The organism is Stenotrophomonas sp. GQ19 (assembly GCF_059758695.1).
This window is the reverse complement of record NZ_JCAXES010000003.1, coordinates 150,303-163,783: the sequence shown is the minus strand read 5'-3', so window position 1 is coordinate 163,783 and position 13,481 is coordinate 150,303. Positions and strand designations below refer to the sequence as shown.

The window sequence follows — 13,481 nt, the reverse complement described above, 5'->3', positions numbered from 1 at the left end:
GCGGCTTCGGCCGCCTGTGACGATACCGAAATGCCTTCTTCCCAGCCCCACCGCCAGACCCGCCAGACCATCGTGCGCCTGCTTTCGAGCATGGCCAGCGCGAAGGAGATCAGCCAGTACCTCAAGCGTTTCTCGCAGCTGGACGCCAAGCGCTTCGCCGTGGTCAAGGTCGGCGGCGCGGTGCTGCGCGATGACCTGGATGCGCTGACCTCCTCGCTGTCGTTCCTGCAGGAAGTCGGGCTGACCCCGATCGTGCTGCACGGCGCCGGCCCGCAGCTGGACGCCGAACTGTCGGCGGCCGGCATCGTCAAGGAAACCGTCAACGGCCTGCGCGTGACCTCGCCGGAAGGCCTGGCGATCGTGCGCCGGGTGTTCCAGGCGTCCAACCTGCAGCTGGTGGAGGCGCTGCAGCAGAACGGCGCCCGCGCCACCTCGATCACCGGCGGCGTGTTCGAAGCCGAGTACATGGACCAGGCCACCTATGGCCTGGTGGGTGAGGTGAAGAAGGTCAACCTGGCCCCGATCGAAGCCAGCCTGCGCGCCGGCTCGATCCCGGTGATCACCAGCCTGGGCGAAACCCGCTGCGGGCAGATCCTCAACGTCAACGCCGATTTTGCCGCCAATGAGCTGGTGCAGGAACTGCAGCCGTACAAGATCATCTTCCTGACCGGCACCGGCGGCCTGCTCGACGAAGAGGGCAAGGTGATCGACTCGATCAACCTGTCCACCGAGTACGACCAGCTGATGCAGCAGCCGTGGATCCACGGCGGCATGCGGGTGAAGATCGAACAGATCAAGGACCTGCTGGATCGGCTGCCGCTGGAGTCGTCGGTGTCGATCACCCGGCCGGCAGACCTGGCCAAGGAGCTGTTCACTCACAAGGGCTCGGGCACGCTGGTGCGCAAGGGTGAAAAAGTCCTGCGCGCCACCGCCTGGGACGAACTGGACCTGCCGCGCCTGAAGGGCCTGATCGAATCCAGCTTCGGCCGCACCCTGGTGCCGGACTACTTCGAGAAGACCAAGCTGCTGCGCGCCTACGTCAGCGAGAACTACCGCGCCGCGGTGATCCTCACCGACGAGGCCGAAGGCGTGTACCTGGACAAGTTCGCGGTGCTCGACGACGCGCAGGGTGAAGGCCTGGGCCGCGCGGTGTGGAACGTGATGCTGGAGGAAACCCCGCAGCTGTTCTGGCGCTCGCGCAACGGCAACCCGATCAACCACTTCTACTACGCCGAGTCCGACGGCTGCTACAAGCAGGGCACCTGGAAGGTGTTCTGGTTTGGCGCCGACGGCTTCGAGCGGATCCGCACCTACGTTGAACACTGCGCCCTGCGCACCCCGAGCCTGGAGGGCTGAACCCGATGAATCACGCCGATTGGACCAAAGTGCCCACGCTGGCCGGCACCCATGCCCGGCTGGAGCCGCTGCAGATGGCGCACATCGACGGTCTGCGCGGCGCGCTGGGCGACGGCACGCTGTCCAGCCTCTGGTACACCCAGGTGCCCAGCGCCAAGACCATGACCGGCTACGTGCAGGCCGCACTGCAGGCCCAGGCCGACGGCAAAGTGTTGCCCTTCGTGGTGCTCAACGCGGCCGATGAAGTCGTGGGCACCACCCGCTACTACGCGATGGAAGAAGAGGTGCCGCGCCTGAGCATCGGCTACACCTGGTACGGGCAGGACGCGCAGCGTACCGGCATCAACACCGAAACCAAGCTGATGCTGCTCACCCATGCGTTCGAGCGGCTGGAGTGCCTGAGCGTGGTGTTCGAAACCAGCTGGTTCAACTTCGCCTCGCGTACCGCGATCGCGCGGTTGGGTGCCAAGCAGGACGGCGTGCTGCGCAACCACAAGCGCCACCCCGACGGCACCCCGCGCGACACCGTCATCTTCTCCATCATCGACGCGGAATGGCAGGGCGTGAAGCGCCACCTGCAGCACCGCCTGGACGCACACGCATGAGCAGCTCCCCGCAGTACACCGTCGGCATCGTCGGCGCCCGTGGCCACACCGGCGCCGAGCTGATCAAGCTGATTGCCGCGCACCCCAACCTGCAGCTGGGCTTTGTGTCCTCGCGCGAACTGGCCGGGCAGCGTGTGGCCGACCATCACCCCGACGTGGAGCAGGGCTCTGCCCTGCTGTTCGAAAACCTCGACGCCGACGCGGTCGCTGCCAAGGGCATGGACGCGGTGATCCTGGCGCTGCCCAACGGGCTGGCCGCGCCGTTCGTCACCGCGCTGGACGCGGCCCGGCCGGACACGGTGATCGTGGACCTGTCGGCCGACCACCGCTTCGAGCCGAGCTGGTACTACGGCTTGCCCGAACTGACCCGGGGCGACTACCTGGGCCAGAAGCACATCAGCAACCCGGGCTGCTATGCCACCGCGATGCAGCTGGCGATCAGCCCGTTGCTGACCCAGCTGGCCGGCCCGCCGCAGTGCTTCGGCGTGTCCGGGTATTCCGGCGCCGGTACCACTCCGTCGGACAAGAACAACCCGGAGCTGCTGCGCGACAACCTGATGCCGTACGCGCTCACCAACCACATGCACGAGCGCGAAGTCACCGCGCACCTGCGCGTGCCGGTGGAGTTCATGCCGCACGTGGCACCGCATTTCCGCGGCATCACCATGACCGTGAACCTCTGGTTGAACACCGTGGTCAAGCGCGAGGACGTGATGGCGCTGTACCAGAAGTACTACGCCAATGAAGCGCTGGTGGAAGTGATCGACGAGGCCCCGTGGGTCAGCCAGATCGCCGGCCGCCATGGCGTGCAGATCGGTGGCTTCGACGTGGCCCCGGGTGGCAAGCGGGTGGTGGTGGTGGCGACCCTGGACAACCTGCTCAAGGGCGCGGCCACCCAGGCCATCCAGAGCCTCAACCTGGCGCTGGGCCTGGACGAACTGGCCGCGATCCCGCACTGAACCCTACCGGCGCGCACCGGCAACGGTGCGCGCACAACCCGGCGGAGCGATTCCGCCAACGGAGCAAGACATGGCAGACCTTCTGTGGCAGAAGCCGGGCGTCGCCGTCGACGCCAAGATCCAGACCTTCCTGGCCGGCGATGACGTGATCCTGGATCGCGAGTTCTTCCTGTATGACGTTGCCGCCAGCAAGGCGCACGCGCAGGGCCTGCAGCACATCGGCATCCTGTCCAGCGACGAGCTGGATGGCCTGCTGCGCGAGCTGGACGTGCTGGGTGCCGATTTCCGCAGCGGTGCATTCGTGCTGGATGAGCGCTTTGAGGATTGCCATTCGGCGATCGAAGCCCGCCTGACCGAACGCCTGGGCGATGCCGGTCGCAAGATCCACACCGGGCGCAGCCGCAACGACCAGATCCTGGTGGCCACCCGCCTGTGGTTGAAGGACAAGCTGCTGCACGTGGCCGGCCTGAGCCGCGAGATCGCCAAGGTGGCGCTGGACCGCGCCGAGGCCGAGAAGGACCTGCCGGTGCCGGGCTACACCCACATCCAGCGCGCCGTGGTGTCCTCGGCGGGCATGTGGTGGGCCGGCTGGGCCGAGGCCTTCATCGACAACGCGATCCGCGCCCATGACACCTTCGCGCTGATCGACGCCAACCCGCTCGGCACCGCTGCCGGGTACGGCGTGAACCTGCCGTTGGACCGCGCCCACACCACTGCCGCGCTCGGCTTTGCGCGGATGCAGGTGTCACCGATCTACGCGCAGCTGTCGCGCGGCAAGTTCGAGCTGGCCGCGCTGGAAGCGCTGGGCGGTGCCACCCTGGACCTGCGCCGCATCGCCTGGGACCTGTCGCTGTTCACCAGCGGCGAGTTCGGCTTCGTGGCGCTGCCGGCGCAGTACACCACCGGCAGCTCGATCATGCCCAACAAGCGCAACCCGGACGTGATCGAACTGATGCGCGCCACCCACGCCAGCGTGGCCGCCGCACGTACCGAGATCGAGCAGCTGCTGTCGCTGCCGTCCGGCTATCACCGCGACCTGCAGAGCAGCAAGGGCGCCATCTTCCACGGCTTCGGCCGTGGCCTGGCCGCGCTGGAACTGCTGCCGGCGTTGCTGGCCAACCTGGAATGGCGCGACGACAAGCTGCGCGCGGCGATCGACTCGGGCATGTATGCCACTGACGTCGCGGTGGAAGCGGCGGTGGCCGGCGTTCCGTTCCGCGAGGCCTACAAGGCCGCCGCGGCCGGCGCCGACAGTGCCGGGCAGGGGCGTACGCCCGAAGGCAGCCTGGCCGCGCGCGTGTCGCCCGGCGCGGCCGCCGACCTGCGGCTGGACGAACTGCGCGCCCGCTGGGCCGCGCTGGTGTAACCACAACGACGGTAGTGCCGGGCTCTCCCCGGCAAACCACAACAACGGCGCTGCCCGACCCCCCGAATGGACACCCATGAACATCTGCTACCTGGTACTGGTCACCCGCACCCCGGACTTCCGCGACGAGGTGGGCGCCGAACACGTACGCTTCCTCGATGAGGTGCGCGCCCGCGGCCAGCTGCTGCTGACCGGCGGCTTCACCGACAAGAGCGGGGGCGCCTATGTGCTGCAGGACGTGGCCGACCTGGCCGCCGCGCAGGCGCTGGTGGACACCGATCCGCTGCTGGTGCACGGCAGTGCCACCGCCCGCATCCACGAATGGGCTACCCGCTGAGGCATGCACTCCCGATGAGCCCGACCGTGCAATCGCCGTTTCCCGAACAGACCCTGCCGCCGTGGAAGCGCGCCGTGCTCAAGGTCGGCAGCAGCCTGCTCGCCGCCGACGGCGGTGGGCTGTCACCGCGCCATGCGCTGGGCCTGGCCCAGTTCGTCTCGGCCAACGTGCTGGCCGGGCGCGAGGTGGTGATCGTGTCGTCCGGGGCGGTGGCCGCGGGCCGCGCGATCGTGCCGCGTGCGCTGGAAGCCGGCGCGGCGATGGCCGCGCGCCAGGCGCTGGCCGCGCTGGGCCAGGCGCAGCTGATCGGCCTGTGGCAGCGCTTCTTCGAGCGCCCCGTGGCGCAGGTGCTGCTCACCCACGACGACCTGCGCAATCGCCGCCGCTACCTCAACGCGCGCGCCACCCTCAACGAGCTGCTGCGCCTGGGCGCGTTGCCGGTGGTGAATGAGAACGACACCGTGTCGGTGGATGAGCTCAAACTGGGCGACAACGACAACCTGGCCGCCACGGTCGCGGCACTGATCGATGCCGACGTGCTGTTCATCGCCACCGACATCGATGGCCTGTACAGCGCCGACCCGCGCCGTGACCCGCAGGCCAGGCCGATCCACGACGTGCCCGAGCTCACCGGCGAGGTGCTGGCCATGGCCGGCGGCGCCGGCAGCGGGGCCGGCACCGGCGGCATGCATACCAAGCTGGAAGCGGCGGCCAAGGCCGGGCGGGTCGGCATCGACACCTGCCTGTTCAACGGTCGCGACAGCGACGTGGTGCGTGCGCTGGCCCAGGGCCGGTTGTTCGGCACCCGCATCCACGCCGGGCAGACCCGCGTGGCCGCCCGCAAGTACTGGTTGCGGCATGCCCCGCTGGAACCCGGCGCGATTCTCATCGACGACGGTGCGGCCGCCGCGCTGCGCGACAAGGGCGCCTCGCTGCTGCCCGGTGGCGTGCGCGGGGCCGACGGCGATTTCCGCCGCGGCGACATGATCGAAGTGCGCCTGCGCGGTGAGCAGGGCGAGATGTGCCTGGCCCGCGGCGTCAGCCAGTACTCGGCCAGCGACATCCGCCGCATCGCCGGCCGCCACTCGCGCGACATCGAGAGCGTGCTCGGCTACAACTACGGCGGCAACGTCATCCACCGCGACGACCTGGTGGTGCTGTAAAGCGTAAGAACATCCACGGTAGCGCCACGCCCTACGTGGCCGCGCAGCCTGGGCCCGTTCGACATCCCGCAGCCACGCATGGCGTGGCGCTACCCTGCATCTTCAGAGGATATTGAGATGGTTGCCAGCTCCCCCTCCGACATCCGCGCCCAGGCGCTGGCCTGCCGCGCCGCGGCGCAGCAGGTGGCGCAGCTGTCGTCCAGCGCCAAGACCGCGCTGCTGGACGCCATGGCGGCCGCGCTGGAGGCCGATGCCGCGCTGATCCTGGACGCCAACGCGCGCGACCTGGCCGCTGCGCGCGACAAAGGCACCGGCAGCGCCATGCTCGACCGCCTGGCACTGGACGCCACGCGCCTGGCCGGCATCGCCGCGGCCCTGCGTGAAGTGGCCGCGTTGCCCGATCCGGTGGGCGTGGTCACCCGTGACGACGTGCGCCCCAACGGCATCCGCGTGCAGAAGGTGCGCGTGCCGCTGGGCGTGATCGTGATGATCTACGAAGCCCGCCCGAACGTGACCGCCGATGCCGCTGCGCTGTGCATCAAGGCCGGCAACGGGGTGATCCTGCGCGGTGGCTCGGAGGCGATCCACTCCAACACCGCCATTGCCGCCGCACTCAAGCGTGCGCTGCGCGAGGCGGGCGTGGCCGAGGCGGCATTGACGCTGGTCGAGGACCTGCGCCGCGAGACCATGCTGGAACTGCTGCAGCTCAACGACCTGGTCGACCTGGCGATCCCGCGCGGCGGCGAAGGTTTGATCCGCTTCGTGGCCGAACATGCGCGGGTGCCGGTGATCAAGCATTACAAGGGCGTGTGCCACCTGTACGTGGACCGCGCCGCCCATCTTGAGCGGGCGCTGGCGTTGCTGGTTGACGGCAAGTGCAGCCGGCCGTCGGCGTGCAATTCGCTGGAAACGCTGCTGGTGCATGCCGATGTGGCCGCGACCTTCCTGCCGTTGGCGGGGCAGGCGCTGCGCGAACGTGGCGTGGCGGTGCGGGCCGATGACCGCGCGCGGCAGTGGCTGGACGATGCGCAGCCGGCCACCGACGCCGATTACGCGGCCGAGTACCTGGACCTGATCATTGCGGTGCGCGTGGTCGATGACCTCGATCAGGCGCTGGCGCATATCCAGCAGTACAGCTCGGACCACACCGAGGTAATTGCCACCGAGGATGCGCAGGCGGCCGAGCAGTTCGTGCACGCCTTGCGTTCGGCGGTGGTGATGGTGAACGCGTCGTCGCGGTTCTCCGACGGCGGCGAACTGGGCCTGGGCGCGGAGATCGGCATTTCGACCACGCGCCTGCATGCGTACGGCCCGATGGGGTTGGACGCGCTGACGGTGGAGCGGTTCGTGGTGCGCGGGGAAGGGCAGACGCGGTAGGTGTTTGTTTGTTTGCAGGGCTGCTGCCCTGCACCCGCTATAGGCCACGGCAACGGCAACGTCAACGTCAACGTCAGAAGCGGGCTATCCGTGGGATGGCGGGGTGGGTCCGGTTGCGGGGGACGCCGTAAACCCATCCTTGGGGGCTTGGCCGCGGCATCCATGCCGCGGACACCCCCGCAACCGGACCCACCCCGCCTTCGACAGATTCCCGTGGCTGACAGTAGAGCCACTGCGTGCGTGGACGATTTTCGATTTCAATTTGAATTATTCGATTTGAACTATTCGATTTGAACTATTCGATTTGAACTATTCGATTTGAATTATTCGATTTCGATATCGATATCGATATCGATCGGATCTGATCCCCGCATGCCATGGCTCCACCAACCGTCACCAGGAAACTGTCGGGGGTGGGGCGGTGTGGGTGGGCAGGACCGTTGGCGCCATGGATGGCGCCGCCGAGCCCCCATGGACGGGTTTACGGCGTGTCCTGCCCACCCACACCGCCCCGCCCAACCAGCAGAAATCCAGAGCCGCTTCAGCCGTTGACGTTGCTCCGGCTCTGGCTCCGGCTCTGGCCTTCGCTTCGGCAGGTGCAGGGCGCAGCCCTGCCGCCCCCTCCTACAGCAGCTGGTGGGTCACGCCCACCGGCCTCGCGTGATCGTCCATATGCAACGTAACCGCCTTCCCGCTGGCCAGTTGCGCCGCCAGTTCCGGGCTGGCGCCCAGGTCGCGGGCGATCTCCTCGCGGGTGGTGTCCTCATGCGGGGTGCGGCGCTCCTTGCCGGCAAACCGCATGCGGTTGTACTCGGCCCAGGCGATCAGCAGCACCGCCGTGCAGACCAGCATCACCGGCAGCGCGATGATGATGAACGGGTCGATGGCCTGCTTGTACTCGTACAGTTGCAGCCAGGCCATGCGGCCGCCGAGCAGCCAGGAAATCAACGTCACCAACGGCGCCCACAGGTAGAAGTAGAACCCCCAGAAGGCCAGGGTCACAAACCCCCAGGCGGTGCGCTGCAGACGCGGCTGCTGGCGCGGTTTCTGGATCAGGCGCGAGTCGAAACGGCGGGTGGATTTGACAGTGTTCATCGGATACCCCGGTCGGGACTGACCCAGACCGCCCGCTTGCCACGACGCTTGAGCAGCGTCTTCGGCAGGGCCACCAGGGTCGTGAACAGGCTGATGAGCCAGTACGCCATCGGGTACCAGATCACCCAGAAGTAGTTGCGTCCAATGTGGGTTTCGTAACGGCGGTCGATGATCAGGCTGCTGGCGAACTGCAGCAGGCACACCAGCGCCAGGATCACCCCGTGCCATTGCGGCAGCAGCGTGGCGATGTACAGGTCCTGCGGCAGGGGCATGAACTTGCCCAATGCCCAGAGCACGATGATGGCCAGCATGGTGTAGGCCCACAGCACGCTCAGCAGGTATTCCAGCAGTACGCCCCACATGCGGCGCTTGCGCCAGTGGAACAGCGAGCTGCCATGCCGCAGCATCACTTCCACGCCGCCCTGGGCCCAGCGCAGGCGCTGCCGCCACAGGCCCTTCAGCGTTTCCGGCATCAGGATGAAGCACAGCGCGTTGGGTTCGTAGCGGATGTCCCAGTGGTCCAGCTGCAGGCGCCAGCTGATGTCGATGTCTTCGGTCACCATGTCATCGGCCCAGTAGCCGATACGGTGCAGCGCGGTGCGGCGGAACGCGGCGATCACCCCGGAGATGGTGAAGATGCGCCCGTACACGCGCTGGGCGCGCTTGATCATGCCGATGATCGAAGAGAACTCGGCCACCTGCAGGCGGCCCAGCAGGGTGGACCGGTTGCGGATGCGCGGGTTGCCGGTCACCGCGCCCACGCGCGGGCCACTGGTCAGGTGCCAGACCATCCAGTGGGTGGCGTACTCCTCCAGCATCGCATCGCCATCAATGCACACCAGGTACTCCGAGCGTGCCGCCAGTGCGCCCATGCGCAGCGCATTGGCCTTGCCCAGGTTGCGGTCCAGGTGCACCACGCGCAGCCGCGGATGCAGCGCGGCCATCGCGTCCAGGCGGGCGCCGGTGTCGTCGCTGCTGCCATCGTTGATGGCAATCACTTCGAAGTCCGGGTAGTTCTGGCGCAGCGCCGAGCCAAGCGTGTCGGTCAGGTTGTCCGCTTCGTTGTGGCACGGGATCAGGATCGACGCGAACGGGTAGCTTTCCATCGGCGGCGGATCGTTGCGATCGCGCGCCTTTCGCTCACGTCGGAAGAAGTAGTACAGGCCGCCGGACATCCAGAAGAACGCCATCACCATCGGATAGAAGAAGGCGAACTGGAACAGCGCGAACAGGAAGGGATGCATGGCAGCCTCACTTTTCCTCGTACGGGAAGCTGCGCGAGGACATCGCCGCGCGCGCATCGTAAGTGGACGGACGGCCGGCGATGAAGTCGTCGGGGTACCAGGCGAAATGACGCACGCCCTGCGCCTGCAGGCGACGGATCTGCGCACGCAGGCGCTCACCGGGAATCGGCTTCTGGGTACGCCAGTCCACCGTCTGCAGTTCGAACATGGTCTGGGACAGCTGCGGGTCGTGTGCACGCACCGCCACCACCAGCGTGTCCAGCCATTTTTCCGGGTTGCGGCTGCCTTCCATCCACGGCATCGCCATCAACGCGGTGTGGTCGTAGGCCTTGTTGAACAGGTCCAGGCGCTGGGCGAACCAGCTGGCGCTCTGCGGCTGCAGCACCGGCTGCGCGTACAGGTTGCGCACGGTGGCCAGCTTGGGCCGCCAGCGCTGCGCGGCGGTGCGCAGCTCCAGGGTGAAGTCGATCAGTGCCTGGGTCCGCGCGCCGTCGTCGCCTTCGGGCGGCAGCTGGCTCAGCTCGGTATCGCGCAGGTAGGCATCGTCGTGGAACAGCAGCCCCTCGAAGTAGGAGTTGATCGCCAGGTCTTCGTAGATGTCATCGATGATCCGGCGCACCTTCGGGTTGGTGAAGTCCAGCCGGAAGATGCCATCGCGCTCGGGGCTCTCGATCGCCAGCGCCGTTCGGATGGCCGGGTCCTTGAGCTCGTAACCCAGCACCGGCAGCCACGCGAACACCTTCACCCCGGCACGCGTCTTGAGCTGCCACGCCACGCGGTTGAACAGGTCCGCGCGCATCGGCAGGTGCCGGTTGGGGAAGTACAGCGCGTCAGCCGAGCCGTTGCCGTCCGGGTCGGCGAAGGCCTGCAGGAACACGTGGGTGGGGCCGATCTTCTTGACCCGCTCGATCAGCGCATCCAGGTTCTTGGCCAGCTGCGCCGGGTCGGCGTCGTACACCGCGTCCAGGTCGATCTGCAGGGCGCGCATACCGTCGCGTTCGACGTCGCGGCGCAGTTCGTAGGCCAGCTGGATCACGGTCGGGTTGTTGGTCACCAGCAAGCGGGCCAGGCCGTGCAGGTCACGCGTCACCGGCGTGCTGCGGCCTTCCAGGTCGAAGGACACCGGCATGCCGAGCTGCTCGGCGATGTCGTTGCTCAGTGCGTTGTAGGCGGCATACGGCCACACGATCGCCTTGGGCGACACGCCCACGTTCTTCTGGATCCGGTCCACGCTCAGCTGCAGGTCCGCACGCAGGCGGGCTTCGTACTGGGCCGCGGTTTCGTAGCGCTTGGCGGTCGGGTCGTAGATGCGGGTGATCACCGCCGGAGTGGAGTTGCCCTGCGGGTTGGACTGCACGCCGTGGTGCAGGTTGTCGGTGTGGCTGGCCAGTTCGATCAGCCCGCTCTTCTGCATCTCGCGCAGTTGTTCCCAGGTCAGGAAATCGTCGCGGGTGAAGGGGCGGTAGCCGTAGTCGATCTGGCGGCCGGCGGGCATGTCCACGTAGTCGGTGATCACCGCCACCAGGGCCGGGTAGTTGTAGGCGCGCAGCAGCGGGAACACCTTGCTGTACACACTGCGCAGGCCGTCATCGAAGGTCAGCAGGACCGGCTTGGGTGGCAGCGGGGTGCCGCCCTTCGAGGCGGTGATCAGCTGCGACAGCGACACCGGGTGGTAGCCGTGCGCGGACAGCCAGTCCAGGTGCGCGGCGAAGTTCTGGGTGCTGACCGCATAGGCGTCCAGGTCGCTGGTGGTGGCCACGTCATCGCGGATGTCGTGGTAGCTGAGCACCAGCAGGCCGTTGTCGGCCGCGTCCAGCACGGCCGCCGACGGCGGCTGCGCGTGCGCGGGAACGACAACGCCCAGCAACGCCAGCAGCAGGCCCAGGGTCCAGCGTTTCAGATCCATATGGTCCATCTCATTCTCCCCAGCGCAGGCCGACATCCAGGCCCACGTGTCGTTCGCGTTGTCCGTCGTAGACCGGTCGCGACCAGCTCACGCCGTACTCGAAAATCCGGCCTTCGCCGATCTGCCATTCGTGGCGGTACTCGGCCGACGGCACGAGCGCGCTGCCAAAGCCCTGCTGCCAGTACTGGCCCACCGACACCGTCAGGCGGTGCCGGAAGTGGCGCTCGTAGTGGCGCCACAGCTGCTGGTCCACGCGCAGGCCCAGTTCCACCGAGTGGTCCTCGGACGGGTTGAAGTAGGGCACGTCGTCGTGGCTGCCCTGGCTGGCGTAGAGGCTGCCCAGGCCGTCCAGGATCAGCGTGGGGCGGGTCAGCAGGCGCTGCTCGATGGCGGTGGTGACGGTATCGCGGCGGTTGCCATCGTCGTAGCGGAACTGGCTGGCGCCGATGCTCCAGTGGGTGCGTTCGTTGCGGCGGTAATCCGCGACGATGGCCACGCTGTCGGCAGTGATGCCCGCCACGCGCGCCTGCATCGACGCATCGGCATCGTTGCGCGCGGCGGTGACGCCCACATGCCACTGGTCGCTGAACTGCCAACCGAGGCCGGCGCTCAGGCCGGTATCGCCGATGTGGTCGTTGGCGCGGTTGACGAAGGCTTCGGCGTCGGCGCGGCCATAGCGGTAGCGCGTGCCCAGGCCCACCCGCAGCGGGTTGATGGTCTGGTCCTGGAAGTCGACGTTGCGGCGGTCGGCAAAGGCCACCACGCGCCAGCGGTCGTCGAGGATCGGGGACTGCACTTCCACCCCGTAACGGCCGTCATCGTTGCCCAACGGCGACGCACCGCCGCCGCCGGAACTGCGCCCGCCCTCGGCGTACGCATGCAGCTGCCAGCCGCGGTGGGCGCGCCAGCTGCGGTCCAGGCGCTGCACCGACGGCTGGCCGGGGTAGCGCTCCAGCAGGGTGTCGCGGATCGGGCGGGCGAGGTCGTCGCGCTGCAGCTCCACGTAGGCGTCGTACTGGCCCAGGCGGGCCGGTACGTCGCGCGGGTCCAGCGTGTTGGCCATGCTGTAGCGCTCCAGCGCCCGGCGTGGCCAACCGCGCATCAGGTAGACGTTGCCCAGCGAGGATTGCGTGCCGGTGTTGCCCGGGCCGATGTCGACCATCTTCTCCAGGTCGCGCTGGGCGGTGGGCAGGTCGCCGCTGTAGGCGCGCACCATGGCCAGGTTGAGGTCGGCTTCGTAACGCGGCCAGTTGGCGTGCGGGGCCTTGGCGCCGTTGGTCCAGCGCCATGCGGGCTCGTCGGCCTGCCACTTGGTGAGCAGCGCGATGGCGGTGTTGGCCTGTTCGCTTTCCAGGTAGGCGTAGGCCAGCTCGGAGCGCACCTGCGGCTGCGAGGGGTCGGCCTTCATCGCCGCCTCGAGCACGGGAATGGCTTCCTGCGGGTGCTGGGTGGCCATCAGCGAATCGCCGATCGGGGCCATCAGGTAGTTCGGCACCGGATGGCCGTCGGCCAACAGGCTGCGGTACTCGTCGCGAACCTGCGTGTGCCGGCCCAGCCGGTTGAGCAGGATCAGGCGGTCGTAGCGGATGCGCAGCGGCGCGGCCTGCACGCTGCTGCCGTCGCGGTCGAGATACTGCTGCATCTGCGCCAGGGCGCCTTCGGCTTCGTCCAGGCGGGTGTCTTCGCTGGCCCCGTAGGCCAGGCTCCAGCCCACCAGCTTGGCCAGGTAGTTGGCCTCGAAGCGCTGCTTCTGGCCATCATCGAACAGCTGCGGGCGGGCCTGGTACAGCTGCCAGGCGCGGTGCGCGTTGCCGATGTCGGACAGGGTCAGCACCTGCAGCTTGTACAGCAGGGCGTCGTCGGGCGACTGCAGCTGGGCCCGCTCGATGGCGGCCAGCGCATCCAGCCATTGGGCATGGTCGCGGAAGTGGCTGATCTGCCCGAGCTGATCCGCAGTCGCGGCGGCGCGTGCGCCGGTGCTGGTCAAACAGAGTGTGGCGCATGCCAGGCCGACGCAAAGCGCCAGCGGCCGATGGTTGTACATGGAACCCCCAGTGCATCCCTTCAGAGAAT

At 67.9% G+C, this 13,481-nt stretch carries 11 protein-coding genes; 7 read left to right on the top strand and 4 right to left on the bottom strand.

Going from position 1 to position 13,481, the window contains the following annotated elements:
• Window positions 1-30 precede the first annotated feature (30 nt).
• The 7 genes from AC6CHL_RS07920 (at window position 31) to AC6CHL_RS07890 (ending at window position 7,163) form a co-directional block, all read left to right on the top strand.
• A complete protein-coding gene (locus AC6CHL_RS07920) occupies window positions 31-1,356 on the top strand; it encodes an acetylglutamate kinase (RefSeq protein WP_038687426.1) in 1,326 nt (441 codons plus the stop codon).
• A 5-nt stretch (window positions 1,357-1,361) separates the two neighbouring features.
• Complete coding sequence (locus tag AC6CHL_RS07915; protein ID WP_038687428.1) at window positions 1,362-1,961, top strand: GNAT family N-acetyltransferase; 600 nt, start codon at window positions 1,362-1,364, stop codon at window positions 1,959-1,961.
• The gene (gene argC / locus AC6CHL_RS07910; RefSeq protein WP_498294083.1) at window positions 1,958-2,920 is read left to right on the top strand and encodes an N-acetyl-gamma-glutamyl-phosphate reductase; all 963 of its coding nucleotides are present in this window, start codon (window positions 1,958-1,960) and stop codon (window positions 2,918-2,920) included. The genes AC6CHL_RS07915 and argC overlap by 4 nt, the downstream gene beginning before the upstream one ends.
• Window positions 2,921-2,990: 70 nt before the next feature.
• Entirely contained in the window at window positions 2,991-4,286 is a 1,296-nt protein-coding gene (argH, locus tag AC6CHL_RS07905) for an argininosuccinate lyase (protein WP_137189946.1), read from the top strand.
• 76 nt (window positions 4,287-4,362) lie between these two features.
• Entirely contained in the window at window positions 4,363-4,623 is a 261-nt protein-coding gene (locus tag AC6CHL_RS07900; protein WP_038687434.1) for a YciI family protein, read from the top strand.
• Window positions 4,624-4,637: 14 nt separating this feature from the next.
• On the top strand, window positions 4,638-5,786 hold the full coding sequence (proB, locus tag AC6CHL_RS07895) for a glutamate 5-kinase (RefSeq protein ID WP_498294082.1): 1,149 nt from the start codon (window positions 4,638-4,640) through the stop codon (window positions 5,784-5,786).
• A gap of 78 nt (window positions 5,787-5,864) precedes the next feature.
• Window positions 5,865-7,163 carry a glutamate-5-semialdehyde dehydrogenase gene (locus tag AC6CHL_RS07890; RefSeq protein WP_498294081.1) on the top strand — a complete coding sequence of 433 codons (1,299 nt, stop codon included), beginning with the start codon at window positions 5,865-5,867 and terminating at the stop codon, window positions 7,161-7,163.
• Window positions 7,164-7,787: 624 nt separating this feature from the next.
• Here AC6CHL_RS07890 and pgaD read toward each other — a convergent pair.
• From pgaD to pgaA, 4 genes are read right to left on the bottom strand one after another with little or no spacing between them, the layout of a single operon-like run.
• Window positions 7,788-8,258 (bottom strand): poly-beta-1,6-N-acetyl-D-glucosamine biosynthesis protein PgaD, encoded by a 471-nt coding sequence (gene pgaD / locus AC6CHL_RS07885; RefSeq protein ID WP_448134050.1) that lies wholly within the window; start codon window positions 8,256-8,258, stop codon window positions 7,788-7,790.
• Window positions 8,255-9,502, bottom strand: coding sequence for a poly-beta-1,6-N-acetyl-D-glucosamine synthase (gene pgaC / locus AC6CHL_RS07880; RefSeq protein WP_038687442.1), 1,248 nt, complete (start codon window positions 9,500-9,502; stop codon window positions 8,255-8,257). The genes pgaD and pgaC overlap by 4 nt, the downstream gene beginning before the upstream one ends.
• 7 nt (window positions 9,503-9,509) lie before the next feature.
• Window positions 9,510-11,408: a poly-beta-1,6-N-acetyl-D-glucosamine N-deacetylase PgaB gene (gene pgaB / locus AC6CHL_RS07875; protein WP_498294211.1), complete on the bottom strand. Its 1,899-nt coding sequence runs from the start codon at window positions 11,406-11,408 to the stop codon at window positions 9,510-9,512.
• Window positions 11,409-11,418: 10 nt separating this feature from the next.
• Window positions 11,419-13,452, bottom strand: coding sequence for a poly-beta-1,6 N-acetyl-D-glucosamine export porin PgaA (gene pgaA, locus AC6CHL_RS07870; RefSeq protein WP_498294080.1), 2,034 nt, complete (start codon window positions 13,450-13,452; stop codon window positions 11,419-11,421).
• Window positions 13,453-13,481: the final 29 nt, after the last annotated feature.

Excerpts from the sequence above, each read along its gene's own strand:
- AC6CHL_RS07920 (WP_038687426.1), top strand. The coding sequence starts at position 31 with ATGCCTTCTTCCCAGCCCCACCGCCAGACCCGCCAGACCATCGTGCGC.
- AC6CHL_RS07915 (WP_038687428.1), top strand. The coding sequence starts at position 1,362 with ATGAATCACGCCGATTGGACCAAAGTGCCCACGCTGGCCGGCACCCAT.
- argC (WP_498294083.1), top strand. The coding sequence starts at position 1,958 with ATGAGCAGCTCCCCGCAGTACACCGTCGGCATCGTCGGCGCCCGTGGC.
- argH (WP_137189946.1), top strand. The coding sequence starts at position 2,991 with ATGGCAGACCTTCTGTGGCAGAAGCCGGGCGTCGCCGTCGACGCCAAG.
- AC6CHL_RS07900 (WP_038687434.1), top strand. The coding sequence starts at position 4,363 with ATGAACATCTGCTACCTGGTACTGGTCACCCGCACCCCGGACTTCCGC.
- proB (WP_498294082.1), top strand. The coding sequence starts at position 4,638 with ATGAGCCCGACCGTGCAATCGCCGTTTCCCGAACAGACCCTGCCGCCG.
- AC6CHL_RS07890 (WP_498294081.1), top strand. The coding sequence starts at position 5,865 with ATGGCGTGGCGCTACCCTGCATCTTCAGAGGATATTGAGATGGTTGCC.
- pgaD (WP_448134050.1), bottom strand. The coding sequence starts at position 8,258 with ATGAACACTGTCAAATCCACCCGCCGTTTCGACTCGCGCCTGATCCAG.
- pgaC (WP_038687442.1), bottom strand. The coding sequence starts at position 9,502 with ATGCATCCCTTCCTGTTCGCGCTGTTCCAGTTCGCCTTCTTCTATCCG.
- pgaB (WP_498294211.1), bottom strand. The coding sequence starts at position 11,408 with ATGGATCTGAAACGCTGGACCCTGGGCCTGCTGCTGGCGTTGCTGGGC.
- pgaA (WP_498294080.1), bottom strand. The coding sequence starts at position 13,452 with ATGTACAACCATCGGCCGCTGGCGCTTTGCGTCGGCCTGGCATGCGCC.